Source organism: Alteromonas sp. KUL106 (genome assembly GCF_009811415.1).
Classification (GTDB): domain Bacteria; phylum Pseudomonadota; class Gammaproteobacteria; order Enterobacterales; family Alteromonadaceae; genus Alteromonas.
Genome location: NZ_BLIG01000025.1, coordinates 53,123 through 78,988 on the forward strand (window position 1 = coordinate 53,123; position 25,866 = coordinate 78,988).

14 protein-coding genes are annotated in these 25,866 nt (G+C 42.8%); 6 read left to right on the forward strand and 8 right to left on the reverse strand.

All coding sequences use genetic code 11. The features are described 5' to 3' along the window. The first annotated feature begins 6 nt into the window (after positions 1 to 6). The 4 genes from GVO63_RS09340 (at position 7) to GVO63_RS09355 (ending at position 8,836) form a co-directional block, all read left to right on the forward strand. The gene (locus GVO63_RS09340) at positions 7 to 2,544 is read left to right on the forward strand and encodes a heparin lyase I family protein (protein WP_236552108.1); all 2,538 of its coding nucleotides are present in this window, start codon (positions 7 to 9) and stop codon (positions 2,542 to 2,544) included. Positions 2,545 to 2,597: 53 nt separating this feature from the next. After that, positions 2,598 to 5,693 carry a glycoside hydrolase family 2 TIM barrel-domain containing protein gene (locus GVO63_RS09345; protein ID WP_159579353.1) on the forward strand — a complete coding sequence of 1,032 codons (3,096 nt, stop codon included), beginning with the start codon at positions 2,598 to 2,600 and terminating at the stop codon, positions 5,691 to 5,693. 80 nt (positions 5,694 to 5,773) lie between these two features. Further along, the gene (locus GVO63_RS09350; RefSeq protein ID WP_159493067.1) at positions 5,774 to 7,240 is read left to right on the forward strand and encodes a sulfatase; all 1,467 of its coding nucleotides are present in this window, start codon (positions 5,774 to 5,776) and stop codon (positions 7,238 to 7,240) included. 54 nt (positions 7,241 to 7,294) lie between these two features. Beyond that, the gene (locus GVO63_RS09355) at positions 7,295 to 8,836 is read left to right on the forward strand and encodes an arylsulfatase (RefSeq protein WP_159493066.1); all 1,542 of its coding nucleotides are present in this window, start codon (positions 7,295 to 7,297) and stop codon (positions 8,834 to 8,836) included. A 38-nt stretch (positions 8,837 to 8,874) separates the two neighbouring features. On the opposite strand, the gene GVO63_RS09360 is transcribed toward GVO63_RS09355, so the two are convergent. Continuing rightward, the gene (locus GVO63_RS09360; RefSeq protein ID WP_159579355.1) at positions 8,875 to 9,744 is read right to left on the reverse strand and encodes a DUF547 domain-containing protein; all 870 of its coding nucleotides are present in this window, start codon (positions 9,742 to 9,744) and stop codon (positions 8,875 to 8,877) included. Beyond that, the gene (locus tag GVO63_RS09365) at positions 9,741 to 11,120 is read right to left on the reverse strand and encodes a radical SAM protein (protein WP_159579357.1); all 1,380 of its coding nucleotides are present in this window, start codon (positions 11,118 to 11,120) and stop codon (positions 9,741 to 9,743) included. The genes GVO63_RS09360 and GVO63_RS09365 overlap by 4 nt, the downstream gene beginning before the upstream one ends. Before the next feature lie 48 nt (positions 11,121 to 11,168). Between GVO63_RS09365 and GVO63_RS09370 the strand changes: the two genes are divergently transcribed. Then, positions 11,169 to 12,167, forward strand: a complete 999-nt coding sequence (locus GVO63_RS09370; protein WP_159579359.1) for a hypothetical protein — start codon at positions 11,169 to 11,171, stop codon at positions 12,165 to 12,167. A 72-nt stretch (positions 12,168 to 12,239) separates the two neighbouring features. On the opposite strand, the gene GVO63_RS09375 is transcribed toward GVO63_RS09370, so the two are convergent. From GVO63_RS09375 to GVO63_RS09395, 5 genes are all read right to left on the reverse strand, one after another. Beyond that, positions 12,240 to 13,703: a tetratricopeptide repeat protein gene (locus GVO63_RS09375; protein WP_159579361.1), complete on the reverse strand. Its 1,464-nt coding sequence runs from the start codon at positions 13,701 to 13,703 to the stop codon at positions 12,240 to 12,242. A gap of 49 nt (positions 13,704 to 13,752) precedes the next feature. Beyond that, complete coding sequence (locus GVO63_RS09380; RefSeq protein WP_159579363.1) at positions 13,753 to 14,997, reverse strand: alginate lyase family protein; 1,245 nt, start codon at positions 14,995 to 14,997, stop codon at positions 13,753 to 13,755. Then, positions 14,990 to 17,866 carry an alpha-L-rhamnosidase gene (locus GVO63_RS09385; protein ID WP_159579365.1) on the reverse strand — a complete coding sequence of 959 codons (2,877 nt, stop codon included), beginning with the start codon at positions 17,864 to 17,866 and terminating at the stop codon, positions 14,990 to 14,992. The genes GVO63_RS09380 and GVO63_RS09385 overlap by 8 nt, the downstream gene beginning before the upstream one ends. 104 nt (positions 17,867 to 17,970) lie before the next feature. Further along, positions 17,971 to 18,861 carry a DUF1961 family protein gene (locus tag GVO63_RS09390; RefSeq protein WP_159579367.1) on the reverse strand — a complete coding sequence of 297 codons (891 nt, stop codon included), beginning with the start codon at positions 18,859 to 18,861 and terminating at the stop codon, positions 17,971 to 17,973. Between the two features lie 266 nt (positions 18,862 to 19,127). After that, entirely contained in the window at positions 19,128 to 20,633 is a 1,506-nt protein-coding gene (locus tag GVO63_RS09395; RefSeq protein WP_159579497.1) for a BNR-4 repeat-containing protein, read from the reverse strand. 259 nt (positions 20,634 to 20,892) lie between these two features. Here GVO63_RS09395 and GVO63_RS09400 point away from each other — a divergent pair, with 259 nt between their 5' ends. Then, positions 20,893 to 22,377 (forward strand): BNR-4 repeat-containing protein, encoded by a 1,485-nt coding sequence (locus GVO63_RS09400; protein ID WP_236552109.1) that lies wholly within the window; start codon positions 20,893 to 20,895, stop codon positions 22,375 to 22,377. A 224-nt stretch (positions 22,378 to 22,601) separates the two neighbouring features. Here the strand turns inward: GVO63_RS09400 and GVO63_RS09405 are convergent, their stop codons facing one another. Further along, the gene (locus GVO63_RS09405) at positions 22,602 to 25,853 is read right to left on the reverse strand and encodes a BNR-4 repeat-containing protein (RefSeq protein ID WP_159579369.1); all 3,252 of its coding nucleotides are present in this window, start codon (positions 25,851 to 25,853) and stop codon (positions 22,602 to 22,604) included. Positions 25,854 to 25,866: the final 13 nt, after the last annotated feature.

Here is a 25,866-nt window from a genome sequence, read left to right on the forward strand (position 1 = left end):
GACACGATGAACAACACGGCAGAGTCTTTATTTAGAAAGAAGCTTCAGACACAAATCAGCCGTGCCCTTTTCATAGTGCTCGCAATGGGTGCTCTAGGTTCAGCTTGCAAACCTAATAGTGAAGAGATGGGCATAGCCGAGGGAAGCGATTTTTACTCCCAACGCGAAGTGTTGATAGAAAAATATTCTCGAACAGATAGCGTGTTCGAAGCGCTAGCAGCTCAGGTTGACCGAACAAATCCTGAAAGCGTTGATTACTGGCGCTGGCGCGTAGACCAGTATATGTATGGCCAATACCCTGACTACCAACCTATCTATGACGCTTATAGAGAAGGTAAAGCTTTCGAAGATATTTACTCAATACCAGAAGAAGGGCTGGGCTCTAAGCCTACCGTGCCCCAAAATGACACGGAACTGCCCACGGGCTATTTCACTGACAACTTGCAAGGTAATCCTCACCGGGGTTGGCACTACGTTGATGGTGATACCGTATTTATTACCTATCAAGGCCATCTCACCGACCCCTATGTTGCCGCCTATAACCTTGAAGCGCATCAATGGCAAGGACCTATCAAAGCCGCTGACAGCACACTTTCGAAAGGCGAGAGAAAAATAGACAGTCATGGAAGACCTATCATTGAAATGGATACGCAAGGGTTTCTTCACATAGTTTATGGCGGGCATGGCGGAGAGCGAGAGGATGGACTTAATCCGCTTTCTATAGACACACCTCATGCTGGCGGTAGAATGCTGCATGTTGTATCTAAAAAACCCTATGACATTAGCGAGTTCGAATACGTAGATGATATAACGCCTTTTGCGTCATACACGAAAAGCTACAAAATGGGGAATGGAGATATCTACCTGTTTACGCGGGCTGGAACCCATAAGTCCCCGTGGGTGTATTACAAAATGCCAGCAGGCTCAAAGCGATTTGAAGAGCCAGTCATCATTACTTGGCCAACGCCGCAATCAGACGACCCCATTAACGTTGATACATTTTACATCAACCCCCTTAAAATCTCAGATACCGAGATAGCCATTAGCTTTCTTTGGCATAAATGTAACTTTTTAGAAATTCACGATAAAGAAACCTATGCCCGTATCAACGCCTATTACATGCGTTTAGATACAACTAACGGGCTTTTCTATAACGCGCAAGGCGAGAACATTGAGCTTCCGGTGACAATTGACGTGGCGAACGAGAAGATGCTGGCATTCGATTCAACAGATAAAGAGGAAACACCTTTTGGCACCTCCCCTGTATCACTTAACGATGGCGCGCCTGCTGTTGCCTATGAAGCTCGTACAAACGACTATCGAAAGTGGCGAATGACCGCCTTTAGAAATGGTCAATGGGTACACAGCCTGCCTATGCCTGACACCGCAAATCGTAAACTTAAAAACCAAGAAGGTGCTCAGATAACGTCTGTCATAGATTTGCTCCAACTGGGGCAGCAGCAGAATAAACTTGAGGCAGTGGTCACTTATCGAGATGAAAATAACACCATGAATTTCGCTTTAGCTACCAGCAAAGACGGGGCTAACTGGTCTGTTCAACAGGTATATATCTCGCTTGAAAACGCGCGTATGCAAATGGACCCGATTAAAGACGAAGAGGGCAACCATCACGGTATCATTTTGAATTTGAGAAAGGGTGCATCTCAACGCCTTTATCTATGGCACGATGGCAAATTTCAGGCCCCTAATGCCAGTGAAACTAATATAGATATTACCTATGAATCTTTTGAAAACCGAGGTTGGAATGCAGCATCTCCGCGAGGCTTCACTCCTGGGTTAAAACGGGCAATACCCCCAAATTTTATGTTTAATCAGCTCCAAAACGAACGTGCCTTTTCTATAGAGGAAGACACAGTCAGAAGCGGGAAACATGCCGCTAAACTGTTTTGGGATCATAATAATCCAGCGGCTTTTAACGGCGATAATACAAAGATTGACAACGTCGACCGCAAGGCAATGTTTCACGGCTTTAAAACACAGAAAGTAGCTGGCGCAGAGGCATGGTATGGCTTTAGTGTTTTTTTTCCTAACGAAGGAACGCGCGATGAACCTAATCCGTGGCTATTTTTTCAGATACACGGAAGCGCAGATAAGCGTCTGAAGGAACATTCTCGGAACCCACCATTTAGTTTAACGTTAACGCCAGATGGACTTCGAGGGGCCTGGAAATGGGATCCCCATGAACTGAGTCCAACGCGAAATGGTGATGGCACAGAGTATTTCGAAATACCAGGAGCGAAAACTGATTATTTGGATAGGTGGGTAGATTTCGTCTTACATGTAAAAGTGGATTATTCAGAAAATAAAACTGGCCTTTTAGAGCTGTGGGTTGATGAAGAAAAGGTTTTAGATAAACACAACATCCAATTTGGATATAACGACGACAAAGGAATTTATCCATCATGGGGTATGTATTTCAACGGCGATCTTAGTGGTATGCAAAATGACCACTACCTGTATTTAGATGAAATACGAATGACCGACTCAGATAAGGCATCGTACAACGATGTTGCCCCCAGATAGCCCCATAAATGGCGCGTAAAAACATATTTGATTTCTAACAAGGACTACTCAACATGTTGCTCATGACACGAAAACCCTTTATTCATGATTATCTTCTGCTTGCTCTACTTACGCTAAGCGTACTGATGACCGCTGCCGGCGCTCGTGCCGAAAGTGACACCAGACAGTATATAAATTTCAACGGTGGATGGAAATTCACATTAGGTGACAACGATATTTATAAAAAACCTACGTTCAATGACAGCGGGTGGACGACGGTAGATGTGCCTCATGACTACATCTATGAAGAAGGTGTTAGTGAAGCAGGTACTCAAGGACAGTCTGGCGGATATCATGGTGGAGGCACGGCGTGGTACAGGAAGCATTTTGCTTTTGATAATGCATGGAACGGCAAACAGGTTTGGCTTCAATTTGAAGGCGTTTATATGAATAGTGAAGTGTGGGTAAACGGCCACTTTTTGGGTAAACGTCCATACGGCTACATAAGCTTTCAGTATGAATTAAGTAAATATCTGAAAGAAGAAAACAATGTCATAAGCGTTCGCGTTGATAATGAACTGCAGCCTTCCACACGTTGGTATCACCCAGGGGGTATTTTCGCCCCAGTAAAGCTTGCCGTATTGAATTCGACGCACATAAAGCACAACTCTCTATTTATCCGCACCCCACAAGTGGGGGAACAAACAAAGGTTGAAGCCAGCTTCCAGTTGAGTACGCGCCCAGGCGACAATGACAATTACACGATTCGATATCAAGTTTACGATCAAGAAGGTAAACAACTTTTGTCTCGTAAGACGCCTCTAGAAATAACGGGAGAAGACGCTTCTTATTCGTTTGCTTTTGATTTACAAAACGCACAAATGTGGATGCCTCATAACGCATACTTATACGACTTAGACGTTAAACTGGTTAAAAACAACATTGAAATTGATCGAAAGAACGTGAAATTTGGCGTTCGTGATATCGAATGGAAAACAGATACAGGCTTTTGGATAAACGGCGAAAATGTGAAGATTCAGGGTGTGGCCGAACATTATGAGGGGGGCCCTGTCGGAGGCGCTTGGACAAAACCGCTTCTACGATGGAAACTAAACCTCCTAAAAGAGATGGGCGTTAACGCTATTCGAACCGGGCATAACCCCTATCCCACCATGTTTTATGAGCTTTGTGATGAGCTAGGCATAATGGTGATGGATGAAGTATTTGACGGGTGGAAACAAAAAGCACGTCACGACTACGGCCGATATCATTTCAATGAGTGGTGGGAGAGAGACTTAACCGAGTGGGTTACACGCAATAGAAATCACCCTTCAATCATTATTTACAGTGTAGGTAATGAGACTCACGGTGAAATTGTTACTGAGCTTGCTGCTACTGTGAAAAAACATGACCCAACCCGACTTGTTACCTCTGGCTCTACCAACAAAGAAGGACTAGATGTAATAGGTATTAACGGAGGGTCAGAAAGCAAGAGTTTCTTCGAACGACGGTTTGACCGCCCTTTCGTATCAACGGAAGCCCCTCACACTTGGCAAACTCGTGGTTACTATCGTACCCAAACGTGGTGGAGAGACGGTCCTAAGGGAGACACGTTCGAATTACCTAATATCACAGAAAAGGAAATATTTTTTTACGACTGGAAAGATCCCAAAGAATGGTCAAATCAAAAACAGCATCTTAACTCGTCTTACGATAATGCAACAGTTCGGATTAATGCGCGTAAAAACTGGGAGCTTGCACGTGACTTGCCTCACCACGCGGGGCACTTTCGTTGGACCGGTTTCGACTACCATGGAGAAGCTGGGTTAGCACACGGAGGTTGGCCTTATATTGCTTTTATGGGTGGCGCATTAGATTTGGCCGGCTTCAAAAAAGACCTTTTCCACTTTTATCGAAGCCAATGGCTAGATGAGCCTTCACTTCATATTCTCCCTAGCTGGACACATCCAACAATGGAGGAAGGTACGTTAGTGCCAGTATGGGTATATTCTAATCTTGATGAAGTCGAGCTATTTCTAAATGGTAAATCTCTTGGCCGTGATAAACCGGGTAAACAAGCCGATGAAATGCAAGCAGAATGGTTCGTACCCTGGACGCCGGGATCAATACGCGCAGTGGGTTATAAGAACGGCGAAAAGATCTTAGAGAAAGAAATTAAAACCGCAGGCTCACCTGTTGGTCTTAAACACAGCATCGACACTTATACCGCTGAGGATGGTTTCAATACTGCGAAAGTAATCACTACTGAAACCGTAGATAAGGATAACAACTTTTACCCCTATGGGAGTCATAAGACCTATTATCACTTTAGTGAAGGATTAAAAGTAAAAGCACTTGAAAACGGCTCTCCTTATGAACACACCAATCGTGTTAAATCTAATTACAGACATTTATTTATGGGAAAAAACCGCGCGTTTGTTGAAGTTGTTTATCCAGATGCTCGTGAATTCGTAACTATAGCTGCTATCGTGGGTGACGAAGCGTTGAGACTTTCGAATAAAGTGGCTATTGATGTCCAAAATATTGCTATCACTGACACTTCGAGTATCGCGTCCCAACGAATTCAAGTTCTCTATAGCGTGAACAACCCCAATAATGAAGAAATGAAGCCTTATCTTACCCCTTTCGCAGTAAACGATGGTGACACAGTATACGCGAATGTAATTATTAATGGCCGACTAGTCTTGCAAATGAAACAAAAATTCGGACAGGGTGTGGGCCTTTTCTGGGGCGATGAAAACTCAGCCAATATGTGGGTAGGTCGCGGCTTATCATTACAGGGCGAAGACGCAGAATATGGCCAAGGGGCCGCAGCAGTGCGCGGCGCTCATGGGGTTCACGGAGGGGCTTATGGAACATTTAATGACGAAGAAGGCACAATGTATTGGTACCACGAAAACGACGGTGCTGAGGGCACATACACAGCTGTTTTCCGTTACACGCACAACGACATGAGCTCAAAACGGCCTCTTGCTATCTATGTAAATGATAAGAAGGCGGCTATGGTTGAATTTGAGCCTACCGGGAGTTGGGACAGTAAGTGGGACGAACAAGCCGTAAGCTTCACGCTGGTAAAAGGTGCCAACCATATAGAATTTCGAACCGTCGGTGAAAGCGGCCCCAACATCGACCAATTCACACTTGAGTAAACCCATTAAAACGCTACTTCAAACTACATTACCTGTTCAAGTTTGAAGTAGCCGTTTCTTTAGCTCTAAGGTTCTAATTTATGATTGGTGAAGCATTTAACTCACTATTAAGCAAAATAAAAAGCCTAAGTAAACTGTGTTTTACCCTACTTTTTATACCGTTTACTGCAATCTGCAATGATAATCCTCCTAACGTACTTTTGATCGTCGTGGATGATTTAGGGTGGGCGGACGTTGGCTATAATGATCGAAATGATGTTTTTCAAACACCCAACATTGACGCGCTTGCCTCAAAAAGTATGGTCTTTACCGATGCCTATGCCGGAGCCTCAAACTGCGCACCCAGCAGAGCGGTATTAATGAGCGGCCAGTACACACCAAGACACGGAATCTATACCGTATCACCGTCTGATCGTGGCCACCCCAAAACCCGTCGACTAAACGCGACAAAAAATACGGATGTTCTAGACGATTCGGTTGTTACTTTAGCTGAAATGTTTAAGTCACAAGGCTATACCACTGGCACGTTTGGAAAATGGCATTTAGGTCATGACGCCAGAAGCCAAGGGTTCGACCGCAATGTAGCAGGCAACCTAATGGGCCATCCAAAGTCGTACTTTAGCCCTTACAACATGCCATTTTTAGAAGATGGGCCAGAAGGCGAATACCTACCAAATAGGATAACATCCGAAGCAATAGATTGGATTTCCGAAGTTCGAGAACAGCCTTTTTTTGCGTATGTGCCTTACTATACCGTTCATACTCCACTAGAAACTATTGATACCTTCAAGCAGAAATACTTATTCCACCCTAGAGTAAGAAACGAAAGGCACGCTACCTATGCGGCTATGGTTGAGTTAATGGACTTAAATATTGGTCGCTTAATTACGTCACTAAAAGAACTAAACATAAGTAACAATACTCTTATTATTTTTACTTCGGATAATGGCGGTATAAGATCCATCTCTTATCAAGACCCTCTACGAGGTGGTAAAGGCAGTTACTACGAGGGAGGAACGCGAGTTCCCCTTTTAATTCATTGGCACAACAGAATTCCTGCCAAAGAAGTGAATATTCCCGTCATAAACGCGGACTTTTTCCCCACTTTAGCTTCTATTCTAGGGAAGACGAATTTCACTTATCCACTTGATGGTATTGATTTGTCGCCCATTCTTTTGAGTGATTCATCTATTGAGAAACGCAGTCTCTTTTGGCATTTTCCCATTTATTTGCAAAGCTACAATCCCAGCGCTGATCAATCACGTGATCCTTTGTTTAGAACACGGCCAGGCTCTACGATGAGAAAAGACAAGTGGAAACTACATCATTACTTTGAAGATGACAGTTATGAGCTTTACGACTTAGAAAATGATGAGGGCGAACATGTTAATTTAGCTCAATACCTCCCTAAAGTAGTACAAGCGCTTTCTGCAGAACTTCAACAATGGCGAGAATCAATAAACGCCCCGATACCTAAAACTGCAAATCCCCAGTTTGACGAAGTCTTTTCTGCTCAGTTAACAGAAAAGCACCTTAGCAATAAATAACAAGTATCTGACCTAAACTGTTATCCGACCGATTAGTAAAACTGTGGAATCATTATGAAAAACAAAACGGTTAGCCAAAGAACTATCAAGACTTTCGCGATGCTCTTAGGGCCTATATTTTTTATAGGATTTAGTAATTTTGTACAATCAGAAGAGCGTCAAGAAACTCCAGAAAAAAAGCCAAACGTCATTTACATAATTGTGGATGATATGGGCATTGGCGACATAGAACCTTACGGACAGGAGAAGATACGTACGCCAAACCTGATGAACCTGGCTAAAAACGGTATAACCTTTACGCAACATTATGCGGGAAACACTGTTTGCGCGCCTTCTCGAGCAGCACTTGTTACAGGAATGCATTCAGGACACAACCAAATCAGAGGCAATTACGAACTTGGAGATTTCACAGACGAAAAAGAATATGGTCAAATGCCATTGCTTCCAGGAACTACAACGCTCGGGACAGTAATGAAAGATGCTGGGTACAACACTGCATTGATTGGAAAATGGGGGCTAGGCGGACCCAATTCATACGGAGTGCCAACAAAACACGGTTTTGACTATTTTTTCGGATATTTAGATCAGAAGCAAGCGCATAACCACTACCCCACACATCTCTGGAAGAATGAAGAAAAGTTTCCATTAGAAAATGAGTGGTTGCATCCCCATCAATCGCTACCTGATGACGTCGACCCACACGACCCTAAAAGTTATCAAATCTACATCAGGGAAGATTACGCCCAAAATCGAATTACGAATGAAGCATTAAAGTACATCGAACAACAAAAGCAAGCGCCATTTTTTCTCTATTTAGCGTATGCCGGCCCCCATGCAGCGCTCCAAGCACCCGAAGCGGAGATAGATAACTACACGTTCGAGGAAACACCTTACGGTGTTGATTCACGTTATCTTCCTCAACGCCGTCCAAGAGCTGCGCGAGCTGCCATGATTACGAATATTGATTCTGCCATAGGCAAGATAACGACATTGCTGGCTACCCTTGGATTGGAGAATGATACGCTGATTATATTTACAAGTGATAATGGACCAAGCTTTGAAGGTGGTGCCGACTTGGATTTCTTTGATAGCAATGCGCAATTTAGGGGTTACAAACGGGACCTGTATGAGGGCGGCATTCGAATGCCTACAATAGCAAAATGGCCGGGCAAGATTAAGGCGGGGACCCAAACAAGCCATATTTCCGCCTTTTGGGATGTGCTTCCTACTTTTGCGGAGCTAAGCGGCTCTGGCGCGAAGCTGCAAACTGACGGGATCTCATTCTTACCCACACTGACTGGTATTGGGCCGCAAAAACAACACGACCATTTGTATTGGGAATTTCATCGTCCAAACGCAGAGCATACGCAAGCAGTTAGGTTTACCGTAGACAACGATCCTAACTGGAAAGCAATTCGTTTTTATTTTAAAGACAAAACAACGCCACCAAGAATAGAGTTATATCACTTAGGTGCCGATGTTTCCGAAAAGAACAACATTGCTCATTTACACCCCGATGTGGTAAAAAAAGCTCTGCAGCTTTTCGAAATATCTCGCTCTCGGTCTGAGTTTGATGCTTGGAATTTTGATTTTTAATTGACGCATGCTCAACTCATTATTAGCATTTTAAGGTATTAATGATAATTGTTTATGCGCCAGTCATACTCGATAAAGCGGACCTTGTAATTGTTCGGTATCTCAGATGCTAAGTACTGATTAATATATTGAGGCAGGTCTCTTGACTTGCCTGAATCAACAAAGTCCTCAGTATAAAACTCGAGTATTTCTGACACATATGCGTGTTTGCGCTTATTGTCTAAATAAAAATGCTTCGGATTAGCAAAGAACGCCTTAGTTAACGATTCGAGCACCCTATCAAGGTTATGCGCATAGAAAGGCTCTTGAGGCAGTCTCGGACAATCTTTTACCATGCAATTTAGCGCAAAATGTACCCTCGGCTCATCAAGCGGACGAATCACATCGTTCTCGAAGTCATAAAGATTTGTTACTTCCCCCCCAATGACGACATCGCGAAGTTTAAAAAAGCTCGCTCTTGAAAAGAAGTTTGTGAATCCGTCTGGGATCCCTCTTTCAATAACACCATACATAGCAAGCGCGTTATAAGTGTTGATATAAAACGCCAGAACGTCGTCTTTACTGGGAAAGAGTTGAGGAGTGGCACTTGGGCTCACAGCTTCAATAACTGACACCACGTATTCAAGTGGCACAATATCCTTCGCTAAGGCATGAAAATTTGTCCGCCCCTGTTCATCGACATACGTCGTTAACACATAGCGCCAATGCTGCATAGCGCGTTGATAACGCACTTCAAGCGGCTGTTCGCTATCAATTCCTGCATTTGCACTCGTCACTGGCTGCGCGGCTTCGCTATAGCTTGCCGCGGGTACAAGATCAACAAAAAACAATGACAAAAGCAGCAGTAGAAATGGATTACAGTGAAATAGCCTTGGTTGTCGCGTTAAGCTGGTCTTTGCCCTTATCATGATATCTTGCTTCCGGTTAGTTGGGTTGAACTCGCTGCACTTTCGTTTCGGTTGCCGTTTTGCTCGTCGTTCTGATCTCTATCAGAAAGATTGCGAATTGAAATAATGTTGTCGTGTTGATAACGTTCTTTTTTGTAGCGCTCACTCAATGGCTCGTAACGTTTTAATTGCCCACGAGCATTGGTATAAGAAAGCGGCTTTAAAATGTAGTCGTCTCTGCTTGCATTGTGCTGACACATAGACACTGGGCCATCTGCAGTCATCACCATAAAAGAGCACGCATCAATTCGCTCTTGTACTAAGCCATTGGCATCCATGAAATTTTGAACAAAAAAAGACAACTTATGAATTCGTCCGCGACCTTTTACGAGGCTTGCGCGCATTTCAAATAGTTTTTGCAACACAGCTTTGGCAAGTTTAGCTATCCAACGCGGCTGCATAAGAAGCGCTTTTGCGTAAGCCAATGCAATACGCCCTTTTCCGTGCTGGCGGGTAATTTGAATATGCTTGAACGCTTCAATGAATTGAGCGAATAGATGCGCATCGTCAACAACAGAAAAAACCGTATTATTGGTCACTAACGTTGGCATATAGCTATGACAGTCACTATGACCTATGCGCACTTTTTCCCATGGCAACGTTTTGTTTACCGCCGTTTCAATAGCGCCTTTCACCGTCATAGGGTCAACTACATCACTTCTTGCTCCCCATTCCCCTCGCCCGGTTTCGGCTTGGAGCTGAAATGACGCAAAGCTAACTACACTGGCATTGCGGACGAAAAAATCCACCAGCATAGGAAGTTCATGAAAATTGCTGTTATGCACCGTTGTATTGAAGATCACCATAAGACCGAGCCCTTCTGCGCGGGCAATATACTCTTCTCTAATGGCGTTTAATGACTTCTCGCTACTGTACCCTTCACGCTCTTGTGTGGTGTCAACGTGAAAAGCAACATCGTTGAGGCCAGCGTTGGCGAGCTGAGTAAGTAATACCCTCGACGCTGCTATTCCGTTTGTAAATAGCGCGGTATGCAGTCCTAACTGAGTGGCATAAGCCACAATTTCGATGAGTTCACTATGCTTTCTTAGCGTGGGGTCGCCCCCTGTAATCTGTACGCTAGTACCGGCCCCATAGTGCAGCAATATGCTATCTAATCGCAGGTACACCTCTTGTAGTGGAATATCACGAACTGCTTGCGAATGCTCAGACAAATAGCATAAGGTGCAATCTAAATTACATTTTTGCGTAATTTCTACGGCTACACACCCAATGGTATGAGTTCTTCCAAGGAGCTGATTCGGCGTGAAATGCTCGCCCATACGCTGTTTGGTATCGGCCAGCTGTTGTTGCCTTTTTTTTACTGGTGAACACGCCATGACTAAGCGCCTTTAGAAACTGCGTAATATCCCAAAAGACCTTTTGATATGAAAAAAAATTTCACAACATGGTGTTTATTTACGCTCGGGTTAATTGCGTTGCCATTTCTCTCATATGGCTCAGACAATGATTACAGCGCTGTGAGAGACTATTACCAGCGCGTTAAGCAAGCAGTATTTTCAGATCCCTATCCATCTCTGCCGCAATACAAAGTTTCCCGAAAGCACTTCGATAGGGATGGTGAAAACCTGTTACTCAAGCATGCTAAACGAACGCTCTCAAGTACCACCGACTTCATCGAACTTGAAGGTGGTCAAAAGCTGCTACAAGCCAACGGCATTTGCTTTGCCGGCAATTGGCGTATTGGTAAAAACTCGTCGTACACTGGTCTTTATTCGAAAGGTACCAATGTTCCTGTCATTGTGCGTGCATCAGTGAGCTTAAGTGGTACCAAGCAAAATGATAAAAGAGCCTTTGGTATGGCCATTAAATTGTTCTCTGAGTCAGAGAGTAAAGACGCTACTAAACCTCAAACGTACAATCTCTTTGTTATGCATTCTTTAGGGGGCACTCAAACCAAACACGTGCTTAGTTTGCCGATGACTAACGAACCGAGTCTTGGCGAGCTGCCACCTTTCAGTCAGTTTCTCACGGCTTATAGGCTAGAAAATGATCTAGGAACAGCAGATAAACTGTTTAGCCAAGAAAAAGCTAATGCACGATTTCGACCGGTTTCTCATATTGCTCGTATACCCCAAAGCGATCTTACTACTGATACACCTTTGTCACTTAATGGGCCGCACTGGTTAAAGCTTGTTGCCAGCACGGATACAACGCTTGTTGATAAATCAGATTTTCGCGACGAGTTGGCTGTAGCGCATTATCCCAATCATCGCATACAGTGGGATATTTACGCTGCCCCAAATAATGCACAAGGCATCGAGTCAGCAAAATGGCAGCATTTAGGTGCGATGACAGTAAATGAATCAGTCACCTCACTTACCTGTGATACACGACTGCACTTCGCGCATCCTGTCATCCAATAAACGTAGCTTGCTTTATCTTATTATCACGGTAGCTGGATAATTTACTACTATTTAGCAGGTAAATTAGTTTGATCACTCTATATCCGTCACCGTAATATTACCTTCTAGCATTTTTGCCAACAGTGCCTGCCACTCAGAAGTATCCCAGTTAGTACGCATACCCATTGAGATAGCTTTCTCTAGTAGCTCGACTGATTTTTTAAAGTCTCGCTGTGGCCGAAGTCTGTAAGAGATAGAAAGTAAGTAGTGGTATTCTGGATTTAGGTTTTGTGAATTAGAAATAGCGTCTAAATGTCCTATTGCGTCAGAAACATCAATCAACGATTTGTCTTTTGTTGTAAGCTTTATCTTTGCTATATGTAAGGCTGCTGCTTCATCCCCTTTCTCTGCCGCAGACTCAAACCAAAACAGTGCTTTTTTCTCATCGCTAATTATCCAAGGACTTTTGAGAAGTAGTTTGCCTAAACGATATTCAGCCCTAGAAAGTCCGTACTTACTTGCCTCAGTTATCCATTTTATTGCTTCAGGAATGTCTTTTTGTTGCATATATAACTGTAAGCCGTACTCATACATACCACCCGGATGCCCCTTAAGAGCAAGTTCTTTGAGTAATTGTTCTGCCTCACCATCTTCACTCTCCATCCAAGGGAAAATGATCATCGCCATTGCGTATTGATAAAGTGATTCAAGTGTCGGATTGTCTGTTGCCTCTCTCAGGACACGCCGAGTTTCTCTGTACAATCGTGGCAAGTTGTTATTTAAATAGAACTGATCATCTATCGCTGCACCCATAAAGGCGCGATGGACAAACTCGGTCGGCTTCTGACCTAGCTCAGGTTGCCCTAATGGAAACAGCCTGTATGCTTCAAGAAAACGTTTTGTATTTCCAGATTTTTGGATTTCACGTACGTATCGGACAGAGCCGTCGCTCGCGACATCGTTTTCTACGACCAAAAAGCCTGGGTTATTGACCACAATCGCAACGTCTAGCGCTTCTCCTCCGTCTAAATCATCAAAACCACCATCAAAATTCTGAAGTTCATTATCGAAGTTCTGAAACTCACTTAACTCTTCAAAATACACTCTTTGTTCTAGGCTGCTTTCGCCGCTAAAGGTTACTTTTTGACTAATAGTATGCTGGTTAATTTCAGGTAGAAACTGCTTTTGAAAAATAGTATGAGCAGATCTTTCCTCACCTATTGTCCTCATAAGAATTGAAAGTTCGGTTTCGTCTAAAGACGATTTCATCTTTTCTACAATTAACTGCGCATTGTGATACCCCTTTTCTGCAGCCAGAGAAAAGTAAATCATGGATGAAACCACACTTGGCTCTACACCTAGTCCTTTAGAGTACATCACGCCAAGTTGATACTGCGCATGCGCGTTACCTAATTTAGCGCCTTCTTCATAAAGTGAAAATGCTTGCGTATGGTTTCCTTTCTTAAACTCCGTATTGGCTTTTAGGACATTTACTCCATGACTACTGTGAGATACCAATGCAACTAGTACTACCGCAAAACATTTCTTGAGGCGCATAACAGTGCTTCCTTTCTAACGTGAAAGACCTGGTTGGTCAATCTGGTAATTAATAGGGCGCATACGTCACTACATCTGCCGCGGATAGTTTTTCGTATACAGAAATATTGTCGATTAAAGGTTTCTCACCCAGTAATAAGGCCATTTTGTTTATTTTCGGCGCAGCAAGATTCTGAAGCTGCTTTTCAGCGCCGCCGCCAGTGATCTGTTTCCACTTCCACATTTTTTCTCCCAAAATGTACGGCTCCAGAAAACTCATTGCAGCCTCAATGCTTGCACCGTGTTTGCTTTCAAAGTCCATTAGATCAACGGGAGTATGGCGACGGCCTAAATCAGTAATTCGCGTTAAAGCCCACAGATTATTAACGCTGTAATTAACCGATTTAGTTCTCGCTAATTCTAACGGCTGACTTCCATCCGGTTCTATTTGCGCTGCTATCCGCGTTGTTTTTACGGCATTCAACTTCTCTATAGCATCACCTTTTTTGCCTAAATAGATCATTAAACCTATCGCTTGATAATCGTAATTTGTTCCGTGGTTGTTTTTTCTTGTTTCTTCTAACTTTCCGAACTCACTTGTTGTCAACCATACGTAGTATTCCTCAAACCATAACCGCATTTTTGATGCTTCTTTCTCCTGCCATAGCCCTGTACGTTTCAACAACTGAGCGACCGTAGCTACTTTGCCGATGTCAGTCCAATCGATGATTGAAAAGTTGGTACCCGCTGACTTACCTGGAATAGCCTTTCCATAGTCGACGTTTGGATTCATTTTTGTGTCATTGTTGATAAACCAGGTCTCTACGACGTCTTTTGCTTTTTCTAGATAAACGATATCTTCGGAGAAATAGAAAGCAAGAGTGAGTATTTCTAATGAGTTAAGCATCGACTTTCTTCTAAGCCAATCAGTTTCTGGTCCATTAGAAATAGGATTAAACTGCCCATCTTTATAAATCCAGGGCAAACCGTCTTCCTTGGTTTCATCTGGCCAGTAGTACGAGCCCAACGTATAATAATCATGAATATCGCCACTGGCGGGCATCATCGTTTTGTTAGTGACGGGGTCTACGGTTTTTTGTAGTTCAGTATTAGCAAGGCTGAGTAATTCTTTATAAGCAGATTCATAGGCTTTATGACCCTCTGAAAGTCTTTGCTTTGATACAAGTAACCTTTCTTCATTTAAGTAAATAAGTGGTTCGTTTGTGTCTTTTCTCTCAGAAGCGATAACAAACCCAAGTAAAGAAAGAGCCAAAAAGAACGCTACATTTTTTAGCAAATAATGCCAATTACCCATTGTTTTTACTCACTCTGATAACGTGATGCCCAGCCGTAAACTCAAGGTTTTTACTGGTTTGCATTTCATTTTTTGAATCAACGTTAAGTACTGAACCATTTACTGTCATTAATCCGTTCAGTTCCTCTGTTTTACTTGTTGTTTCAGCAGTATTTTTAACGTAAACAACTGACGGCACTTCGACTTTAGCAGTGACATTCGGCGGTATTGTTATTTCCATGCGCAGTTCATCTTTGTTTAAAAACCAAATAGACTTAATTTCGCCATGTGGTGATTGATAAGACGCGCCAGCGTGTGATAAATGGGTGGTCACTACAGGAGCAATGTGAACTTTTTTATAACCAGCACTTAGCGGTGTTATACCTGCCAACCGGTCGTACATCCATTGACCAATAGCGCCATAAGCGTAGTGATTTAACGACCCCGCTTTTTTCGCATAGCCTTTATCATGCGTATATCCATCCCATCGTTCCCACATTGTTGTAGCCCCCTGAGACACTGGGAAAAGCCACGATGGATAGGAGTCTTTGAATAAGAGTTCTAGTGCAAAATCTTCCCGGCCAATTTTTTCTAACACAGGCGCTATTAGTGGTGTCCCTAAAAAGCCCGTTCTAAGGTGCCCGCCGGCAATTTCAAATTGCTCCATTAGGTTAGCTTCGGCAGCTTTTAAAATATCATCAGAGAGTAAGTCAAAGCCTATGGCTAGCAAATAGGAGGTTTGTGTAGATTGACCTTGTTTGATATTGCCTTGTTGGTCGAAGAAGGCTGCTTGAAAGTTCGCTTTAGCTTCTTCAAATAGAGAAGCGTAATGCTTTGCGTCAACTGTTTTCTGCAACACCTTAGCTGTGCGAGCAACTATATCGAGAGAGCGGGCATAAAAAGCTGTCGAGATAAGCCCATGATCAGTTTCGCCACGACGCGAATCCTCGCGCGTTGAATAGGGTTGTAACCAGTCCCCCACTGTCCACATTTTGCTTACGCCATTCTCAAGTTGGCTTTGATGATAAAGGATCCAACGTTTCATCATCGTGTAGTTTTCTTTGAGAACGCGTTCGTCTCCCGTACGCCAGTAAACGTCCCATGGGATAGTCACTGCGGCGTCTGACCAACCCGCTTGCACAATCTCGCCTACTTCGTTAGGTACCACGACAGGAATACCATGGTTATCAAACTGCTCCTCTCTTATCGACTGTAACCAAGCGCTCCAAAATGCGTGACTATCGGCAATGAATAGTGATGTGGGCGCAAAAGCAAGCGCGTCACCAGTCCACCCCAACCTTTCAGAACGTTGTGGACAATCGGTGGGAATATCCAAAAAGTTACCTTTAAGACCCCATTCTATGTTCGACTGTAGCTGGTTTAATTCGGGATCTGACGAGGTAAAATGACCAGTTAATTCAAAATCTGTGTACTGAACAATACCTTCTATCCAATCAAGTTGGGGCGCTTCTTTTTCGTCGAAGCCACTCACTTCAACATATCGGAAACCATGAAATGTGAATTGAGGTTGCCAATCAACAACACCGCTTTTAGCCGCAACATACGTATCTTCCTGTGCAGCACTTCCCAAGTTTTTTGTGTATAGGCTACCGTCACTGTTAATCCCCTCAGCAAATCGTATTTTGATCTTTTCTCCTTCAATCATAGGCAGGTTTACACGCGCGACACCCACCATGTTCTGTCCCAAATCAAATATAATCTTGCCATCAACTTCGTGCAGGGAAACGGGGGTCAACACTTGTTTATTCTTAGAGGTAAAATGACGCTTGGGCGCCAGCAAAACATCTCTATCTATGTTTGAAGATTGTACTGAACGCCATTTTTCAGGAGCGTTTTCTGTTTTATATTGAGGCTCATGCCAATTGGCGTTGTTGTTTTTAAGCGAAAAGTTAGCATCAAACATTTCACCATCGTACAAACTAGAACGCCTTAACGGGCCTTGCTGAGTCGCTTTCCAATTGTTATCCGTCACTACAATTTTGCGCGTACCGTCTGTATATTCAATCTCTAACTGGGCTAGCGCTTTTGGGGTGATGTTCCGTTTTTTGTGCCAGTGACGTTTTGGGCCAAATCGCCCTGCATACCATCCTTCGGCGAGTGTGATGCCTATAGCGTTTTCACCAGAAACAAGCAGATCGCTTACGTCATAAGTGAGGGTCTCGATGCGTTTATGATAAGGGGTATAACCGGGTGTCAGTACATCGTTTCCAACACGTGTACCGTTTATAAATGACTCGAATAGCCCTTTAGCAGTTATGTATAAGCGTGCCGATTTAATATTTTTATCCGCCGTAAACGAAGTTCTTAAATATTGTGGAATATGGATAGGCGTATCAAATTTATCTTGCATAAGCGGGGTGGACGCTTCTATTTCAATCCATTTTGCGCTCCAATCTTCATTAGACAGCAACCCGAGCTCAAACGATGCCAGAGCGCTCCAATCAGAGCTGATGCCTTGGTCATTCCAATATTTAACCTGCCAGAAAACCCGTTGCCGTGATTTCAACTCACTCCCTTCGTATGGAACGAAGTTTGTTGAGTCACTTTTAATAATGTTGCTATCCCACAAATCTGGTTTGTTAGGTAAAAGGTCTGGCGATGACGCAACGACTATTCGATATTGAGATTGCGCTTTTACGGCGGCATCAACAGGAAGCTTCCAAGAAAATGAAGGTTGAGCATCATAGAAACCAATTGGCTCTACAAAGCCTTCACTAACCGATAGTTGTTCAGGTTGCGCTAATGCTTGAACGTTTTTTCCTTTATTAGCACAAGCAAACAATAATGCAGTTGCTAGACATAAAAATGAGAAAGTTCGCCAGTCATGCAAAAAGGATGTTGAGCTTTTAAATAGTGGAAGTTTGAGCATAGGGTAAGTTCTCAATCAAACATTTTTTAGCGCTGTAGTTTTCGTTACTTAACATTAGTTCCAACTCCAGAGCTCCGGCTTATATGATCTATAAAATGTGTTTCTTATGAAGACAGAACTGAAACCTGAACGTTTTTATAAATCGCGCTTCGCGTAAACATATGGCGTAGGCCTATGTGTCCCTTGTGTATATTTGGATGGCTAGCCGTCGACCATTTATAAAGTTGAGTTTGCTCTTCGTTAGATACTTTCATCCATAGTGTGTCATCGTGCTTAATAACCGTTATATGGTGAGGAACTCCAGTCTCAAAGAAACCCGTGTTGGTGTAATCCCCCTTCAGTGCTGTGCCCATTAGGCGTTTGTTGGCAAGTGGAAGGTACCTGCGGGCACGAATGTAGTCGTCGGGTGCGTCCACTTCTCCTAAACCGAATGCTGCATAACTGATGTGATAAGCATCCATATTGTCAAAATAGTGGCGCATGTAGGGCTCGTCGCGGTATTCAGCCCACTCCATTATGTCTGTAGGAAACTCCTTTGTTCCTTCCCCAGAAGCGAGTAAATACAGAATGGTGACGTATAACTCGGCACTGTCGGTGCGGGTGTATTCAAAACTGACTTTTACATCACCTTCAAATGTGCGCTTGGTCCATAACACCATGTGGTGTGCATGATTATCCGCCTCAGGTCCAGCTTTGACATGCATACCCTCGGGCGAATTTTCAACGGTTCCCATTAAGCCGTCTTTTATCCAATTTTCTCGCCAGTTATCCGTTCCTGAATCGAAAAATACCTGTTGCCAATTAAGGCTCCGTAACTCTTCAAACTCTGAACTATCAGAAACAGAGTTATTTAATCCAGCGTCAGTAAAGTACGCAACAGTATCTGCATCGGCCGCTCGATTTTGAGAAAGGTAACTATGCCTATCGCTTACACATCCAGATAAAGCAACAACAATCACTGTAAGCGAAAAAGCACATTTTAAAAGCTTCAACATCGTAGAATCTCTTGCAAAAATACGTTATTTTTTGATTGTTCACATAACATTTATGCAACAATTTGACATATTTTGATTATTATTGAAAGGGGAAATATGAGGGCAGACAGTCGAGCAGTGTTTTCTTATATTCTAGCTCTAGCTACAAGAAGTAAATTTGGCTTTTACGCACAACTAAATAACACGCAATAGGCAGGTGTAAGAGGGATGGCGCCCTCTCACCTAACTTTTGCGACGTAGTCATAAGCATAGCGCTTAGGTTATATTTAAATACCCAAATCAATGACTTGTAAATAAAGCGGTAGCGCATTTCCAGCGCCTTTTTCCATTAAATAGTAGTACGCTTTGCCGTTTTCAATGTGAATAGTGCCATGGTCAAATTTAACGCCTGAGGTTTGCTGATAAACCACCTCAAAATCGTTCGTACCACCTTTTGCTTTTTCTACAAACGGATAACCGTTTTTGAGTCCGATGATGAAAATACTATCACCCGACGTGTAGATTGAATCAGCTCCGGTGAAGTCAGTAGTAATCGTAAAGTCTTCTGCGTTGGCAGGTTTGAAGGCATGTATCGAGACTTCTTGGTAGTCACTTCGCTTCGTATCTGTAGAACGAACGTGAGTTATAAAGTGAATATCGTTGTTTTCAGTAACCGTCCAATCAAAGCCTGTTACAATGTGTACAGAGTTAGGCTCTTTATGACCGATGTAGTCGCCAGGCTCAAAGATTTTAATTTCATCTGAGTTAACCAAAGGCCACGTCATGTCTTCGCCATTTACATTTTTCCATTCACCTAAGCCATTCGGATGATCAGAGTAAGCATAGTAAACACCATTCTGGTACTTATAGCGGTCATTGTTATTTGCACTACGTTGTTGAAACCCTACACGTAACTTGCCGTTTATATACTTCATTTGACCATATAAACCCCAGTTGTAAGGGTTACCGTGGTTTTTTTGGTCTTTATGATTGAAAGGCGTAAAGCGAGTCCACACTTGTTTTTCGGCGTCGTATTTATTGAAATAATAAGCACCATTGTTGTTGCCTCCCCATCGCATGTAATGCAACAGTTCACCATCTTTACTTGTGTAAAACTTAGGGTATGTCAGCGCAGAAAAATTCTCTTTGTCTGCCAAGTTACCGGTCATGGTCAAATGTTTGTAGTCATCGGCGCCTTGACTCACTTCACTGGTATCTTTTACGAACTGTTCTAATGTAAATTCGTCATCCGGTACATCTGCTGCACCGACCACTGAATAAGAGTAGCGGAAAAAGTCGTTAACAAACCGTCCTTTGAACCTGCCACTTGCATCGTCGTCGACATAGGCATGCATGTCGTAAACCATATGAATGGTGCCATTTAACGGGCTCACGGCTAAACCTATTGTGTTGTGAGACTCTCCTACCAGTGGATCGCCACGAAAACCTGTGTGTCGATGAGGAAACTGGATGGTCTTAACAACGCCAGTTTTGGCATTAAACCTTGAAAGCATAACATTGCGTTCTTCCTTGCCGCCTTTGTACCAGGTCATAAAAACATAATGCTTGTAAGGTTTTACGGCATCACCATGAGCCGAGATATTTCTTCCAAAGAAATAATCGTACTCGCGCCCTGACGAAGGGTTTTCAAAGGTTTTATGATTGAGCTTCTTGCCATCAAAATGGAGCGCGCCATCCGTTATTTTTGTCTGGCTCTCGAGAAATACCCCACTCTCTTTGTACATACCAGAAGATACATCCACAGTATCGCTCGAGGTGCAGGCTGTTAACATAGAAAGAGCAACTACAGCTTTTACAAAAGCGCTAATTTGCTGCGTTGAGCTACGTATTTTTAGTTTTAATTTCATCGGAATTACTCGCTATACACTTACAAGCAGTGTACATTTAATTAAAACCATTTTCACTCATTAATAACCAAATTCAGTCATACAAAAGCAATAAATGTAATGTAGGAAAGACCGAAGGTTATCCATATAACGCAAAACCGTTAAGCTTATTACGCTTACATGCTTTTGAAGAGAGGGTCGAAACTTGCTAATACATCACGCAAAAAAGTTTAAAAAACTAGGTATTTTTGTAAAGAACAACCTTGCTCCTCTACTTCTTATTAGTTCTATATCTTTCAGTATTAATATCTACGCTTCTGTAGAGTTAGATACTGAATTACTTGTCACTGACAACGCACTCTTTTTCAATGGGAATAAGGTCAAAGGCTCTTATATAGAAAATAACCCAGATGGTTATGATTATATCTTCGGCAATGCATTATCGCCTCACGGTGACTGTATTAAGGTGTACAAACACTTTGTGTTTATGACGTGGTATCAAGGCGGCAAAAACAATCGGCATGTAATGCTATCACGCCTCAATACAAAAACGGGTGTGCTCAAAACTATTCAGTTTCCTCACCAGCACACAGGATTTAGAGGCAAATGGTGGTTGGGCGAAACACATAACACGATTGCAGTGGGGATAAGCCCCGTAAACGACACCATTCACTTGTTATACGATATGCATCGCAATGGTAGAGTGGAAGCCTTTTCTCAAGATTATCTGCGATACTCTTATTCTCTTGAGGGCGCGGCCTCAGTGCCAGACGACAAGTTTACTTTGGAACAGTTCGTCAACTCACCTGCTGGCCACTATAAGCATTTATCCTTCGATGGCATTGACGACATCGATACAACAAAACTTCTTACCTACCCTGCCTTTTTCACTGGAAAGGATGGAGATTTGTTTATGAAAATGCGTTACGGGTTTTCAGCAAATGGAAAAATGCTTTTCGCGCGTTATGACGGTATAAAATGGCATGGATATTATGATTTCAACCAGGTTTTAGCTTCAGAGCATGGTAGCGAATACAACTGGGGTTTGTACGGTGACTTCAAGTACACCGGCGGTAAGTTTCGAATAGCGTTTCAACGCCGCTCCAAAAACAGTTCAGATAAATACCTATATCAAAACGGTATTTACTACGCTTATTCAGAAAATCCGCACGGGGTGTCGGACTGGAAAAATGCGTACGCTGAACCGATTGAAATTCCCTTAGCTATTTCTGAACGCATCCAAATTGAAGAGCCAGGAGATTGGGCTAAAACACAGAAACAGAACCAGGTTTCCATTGTTCACGGGTTTGACTTTACAGTAACAGACAATGGCGATGAGCACTTTGTAAGTAAAGTAGAAGACCTTGAGTTTAATAAAGAGATAAACCTGCACACATTCCGTAAATCCGGACAAAGAAGCTTTACTACTGTTCGGGTGCCTTTCGGTGGCCAACTATTTAGCAATGGGGATGACGTCTACCTTACCGGGTTGAAAAATGGGCATGTAGTAATCGCAAAGGCTGAGGACAACTCAGAAGCTTTCACTACTATCTACGAACACAAGCAAGGTCCGGTATTCGATAAAGCCGTAGTCTTTTTTAAAGACAATAAGGCCTACTACTACTTAAAGGAAGCGGGTGGTTCAGCCGACGAGCGTAGTCTGTATCTACAAGTATTTTCGTTGAAATAACGCTTCAGAAAATCAGAATAATATTGCTCAACCAATTGGTATAGCAATGTTTACTGTGCCCGATATCGTTTGTAGGTATGCGTATAAATGGCCAACGATTGAGTTATTGGCAAGAATTGGGTTCAGAGTATAGATTGTTTTGCTGTTAGCCTACTGGCATTAGAAATGAAAAATTCATTGCGACAAAGCCCGCTAAATAGTTTAGCGGACTTTGTAATTAATGATTATTCGAACATCACTTCCAGTTCATTGATATTTGGCCATTTACCAATTGCCTTCAACTGAACAAAACGACCTTCTGCATAAAAGTCAGTAACAGTTGGCTGAACGTCATCGTTTTTATTTTGATGTTTCGCTACTTTCATAAATTGTTCATCAAGTGAATCAGAAACATATACTTCATATTTAACGGGCATGCCTCCTGTCGTCCAAAGTCTAGTGCCAAGAATCGTTTTCACTTCACCCAAATCTATTACGACATTTTTTGTGCCATTTCGTGCTGCTGACCAGCTAGAGTCGTCGCTAGTAATACCATCAAATAAATTTGAGGCCTCGTAACCTTCCGCTTCAGAATCAACCGAAATAACACTTGGTTTGACAACAAAAGTCTTTATAACTTCAGAAGAATTACCGTTGTTATCTGTCGCTACTCCTTTAAAGGTATGAGTACCGGCAGCTGCACCAAGCAGCTCTGTTGGATAGTCATATCCTCCCCATGTGTATGGAGCTTCGTAAATGTCACGTACTAGATTTTCGTCTAGATACAAATCAACACGCTCAGTGCTGACCCAGCTAACAACTGATTCAGTCGTCACCGATGTTGATAGCGACTTATAACCAACCGCTAAATCTATTTCATCGTCATTGAAGGCCACATATGGCGCTGGTACTTCCTCAACAATAAGTGTCATGTCTACAGATGTTTGTAAGCCGATATTATCCTCTGCCACTGCGGTGAATGTATGTGTACCAACCCCTAATGGTGAAGGATTGGGTTGATGACATGGTTTCGGTACAGGATCTTGATCGCAGCTTATCCAGCCCATCGCGCCAAATTCATGAGGTGCGTATGGATGGCCAAAGTTCCATGAAGGCCTTGTGTCTACCCGCACTAACTCACCGTTGCGATACAAGGTGACTGATTTGATTGAGCCGTCTAGATTTGGTGATGAAGCTTTTAAAATGATCATTAATTGCGGATAACCTTCATATACAGTAACGGTATCTTCAGGCCATGTGATAACAGGAGGCTTAGGTTTTCCCTTAACAATAAGCTTCATGATCGTTTCGTTTGAATCACCAACACTATCAACAGCAACTGCTTTAAAAATATGTACACCTTCCGTTAGTGGGTTTGGGTTTGGCTGATGGCAAGGACTAGGTACAGGATCTTGATCGCAACTAATCCAACCCATAGCGCCTGTTTCATGGGCATTAAATTTATGACCAAAATGCCAAGAAGGTTTAGTGTCTTTACGCACGAATTTATCGTTAATATATAACGTGACAGATTCTATGGTGCGGCCTTCAATTGGACTGCTCGCATTTACTCTAAATTCTAGTTGTTTGTAACCTTCATCAACCGTCATTTCTGTTTCTGGAAATTCAACAATAGGCCCATTAGATTTGACCGTTAGATACATAGTAGTAATGCCTATATCGCCCTCACTATCGAGCGCTATGGCTTTAAACTCATGCGTACCAGCAGGTAATGGATTTGGGTTTGGTTTGTGCGTATCTAACCAGCCCATAGCGCCTGTTTCATGCGGTTTGCTTGAGTGGCCAAATAAGAATTTATATGAATCGTCAACGCGAACTAATTGATCATTAATGTATAACGATACTGATTCAATGGTACGACCTTCAACAGGTGTTGCGCTAACTTCTAAAATAAGTTTCTCAAAACCCTCATCAACAGTTTTTGATGGCCAAGGGAACTTCACTTCCGGTACGTTTTCATTGCTTTCGAGACCTAAATCAATGATTTGTACATGAACAGGACGAGCACTACCTTCAGCTTTTTCCATAAGGTAGTAATAGAGTTTTCCTTGGCTGATGTATGGAACACCGTGAGAAAACTGCGTTCCAGAATTACCATCGTATACGCGGGTAAAGTTATTAGTGCCACCCTCAGTTTTTTCTACAAAGGGACGTCCTGAGGCATTCAAACCAATAACATAGACATTATTCCCAGAAGTATAAAGACTTTTAGCACCAGTAAATTCTGTTGAATGAATAAACTCTGACGCTCCAATTGGCTTGTAGGAATGAATAAACACCTGTTGAAAATCTGAACGGCCGCGATTAGTAGAACGAACTTTGCTTATAACATGAATGTCGCCGCGATCAGTTACTGTCCAGTCAAAGTTGCCAACCATGAAAACAGAGTTGGCCTCTTCATGACTTACATAATCTCCAGGCTCGAACACTTTAATTTCGTCTGAGTTAACAAGTGGAAAGGTTATGACTTCACCTTCATGATTTTTCCAGCTGCCATTACCTTCAGGGTGATCAGAATATGCGTAAAACACACCATTCTGATACCTATACCTGTCGTCTGTTAAGTCTGTACGTTGCTGAAAACCAACGCGCAATTTTCCTGCGACGTATTTCATATTTCCGTACAGCCCCCAATTGTAGTCGTTTCCTTTATCACGAGCATCTAGTGAATTGAACGTCGTGTACTTAGACCACTTTTGGTTCGCTGCATCATAACGGTTAAATACGTAACGGCCATTATTGTCTCTGCCATTTCGCATGTAAGACAGTAGTACGCCGTCTGAGTTAGTAAAAAATTTGGGGTAAGTTAATCTAGTGTCATCAAGAACGTCCGCTAGGTTACCTGTCATCGTAACATGTTTATAGTCGTCAGGGCCTTGACTAATACTGCTGGTATCTTTAACAAATTGGCTAAGCGTAAAGTCGCTATCAGATACTTCCGCAGCGCCTGGAACTGAATAGCTATAGCGAAAGAAATCGTTTTTGAATGCCCCCTGATCACGATAGCTATGCATATCATATAATAGATGGATAGTGCCGTTAATTGGGCTGACTGCAACCGCTATGGTGTTATGTGACTCACCTATGTGTGTTTTACCGACAAATCCAGTGTGGCGATGCGGGAATTCAATAGTTGCTTTAGTACCGGTTAAAGTGTTGTAACGAGTTAGCATTACATGGCGATCGTATTTACCGCCACGATACCAAGTTGTGAATATATAGTGTTTATAGGTTTTAATACTATCGCCATGGGCTGATATCTGTGGTCCATAAAAATAGTCGTATTTTTCAGTGCCATTGTCGGGCGTGTTAGCACCTACTTTTACACCGTCAAAATGTAACGCATTGTCAGCTATTTTTATTGTCGATTCCAAAGTTACTTCTGCTTTAACTTGGTGGGCTAATGTGCTTAGCAAAAATGTTGCTAGCAATAGGCACCATACCAATGGCGCGTGCGTAATCAATCTTTGAATCATAGTGTACTCGTCT

What these genes read in the sequence shown, in the direction of transcription:
- GVO63_RS09395 (WP_159579497.1), bottom strand. Translation starts at nt 20,633, where the DNA reads ATGTTAACAGCCTGCACCTCGAGCGATACTGTGGATGTATCTTCTGGT.
- GVO63_RS09345 (WP_159579353.1), top strand. Translation starts at nt 2,598, where the DNA reads ATGTTGCTCATGACACGAAAACCCTTTATTCATGATTATCTTCTGCTT.
- GVO63_RS09405 (WP_159579369.1), bottom strand. Translation starts at nt 25,853, where the DNA reads ATGATTCAAAGATTGATTACGCACGCGCCATTGGTATGGTGCCTATTG.
- GVO63_RS09390 (WP_159579367.1), bottom strand. Translation starts at nt 18,861, where the DNA reads ATGTTGAAGCTTTTAAAATGTGCTTTTTCGCTTACAGTGATTGTTGTT.
- GVO63_RS09360 (WP_159579355.1), bottom strand. Translation starts at nt 9,744, where the DNA reads ATGATAAGGGCAAAGACCAGCTTAACGCGACAACCAAGGCTATTTCAC.
- GVO63_RS09340 (WP_236552108.1), top strand. Translation starts at nt 7, where the DNA reads ATGAACAACACGGCAGAGTCTTTATTTAGAAAGAAGCTTCAGACACAA.
- GVO63_RS09355 (WP_159493066.1), top strand. Translation starts at nt 7,295, where the DNA reads ATGAAAAACAAAACGGTTAGCCAAAGAACTATCAAGACTTTCGCGATG.
- GVO63_RS09380 (WP_159579363.1), bottom strand. Translation starts at nt 14,997, where the DNA reads ATGGGTAATTGGCATTATTTGCTAAAAAATGTAGCGTTCTTTTTGGCT.
- GVO63_RS09385 (WP_159579365.1), bottom strand. Translation starts at nt 17,866, where the DNA reads ATGCTCAAACTTCCACTATTTAAAAGCTCAACATCCTTTTTGCATGAC.
- GVO63_RS09370 (WP_159579359.1), top strand. Translation starts at nt 11,169, where the DNA reads ATGAAAAAAAATTTCACAACATGGTGTTTATTTACGCTCGGGTTAATT.
- GVO63_RS09365 (WP_159579357.1), bottom strand. Translation starts at nt 11,120, where the DNA reads ATGGCGTGTTCACCAGTAAAAAAAAGGCAACAACAGCTGGCCGATACC.
- GVO63_RS09375 (WP_159579361.1), bottom strand. Translation starts at nt 13,703, where the DNA reads ATGCGCCTCAAGAAATGTTTTGCGGTAGTACTAGTTGCATTGGTATCT.
- GVO63_RS09350 (WP_159493067.1), top strand. Translation starts at nt 5,774, where the DNA reads ATGATTGGTGAAGCATTTAACTCACTATTAAGCAAAATAAAAAGCCTA.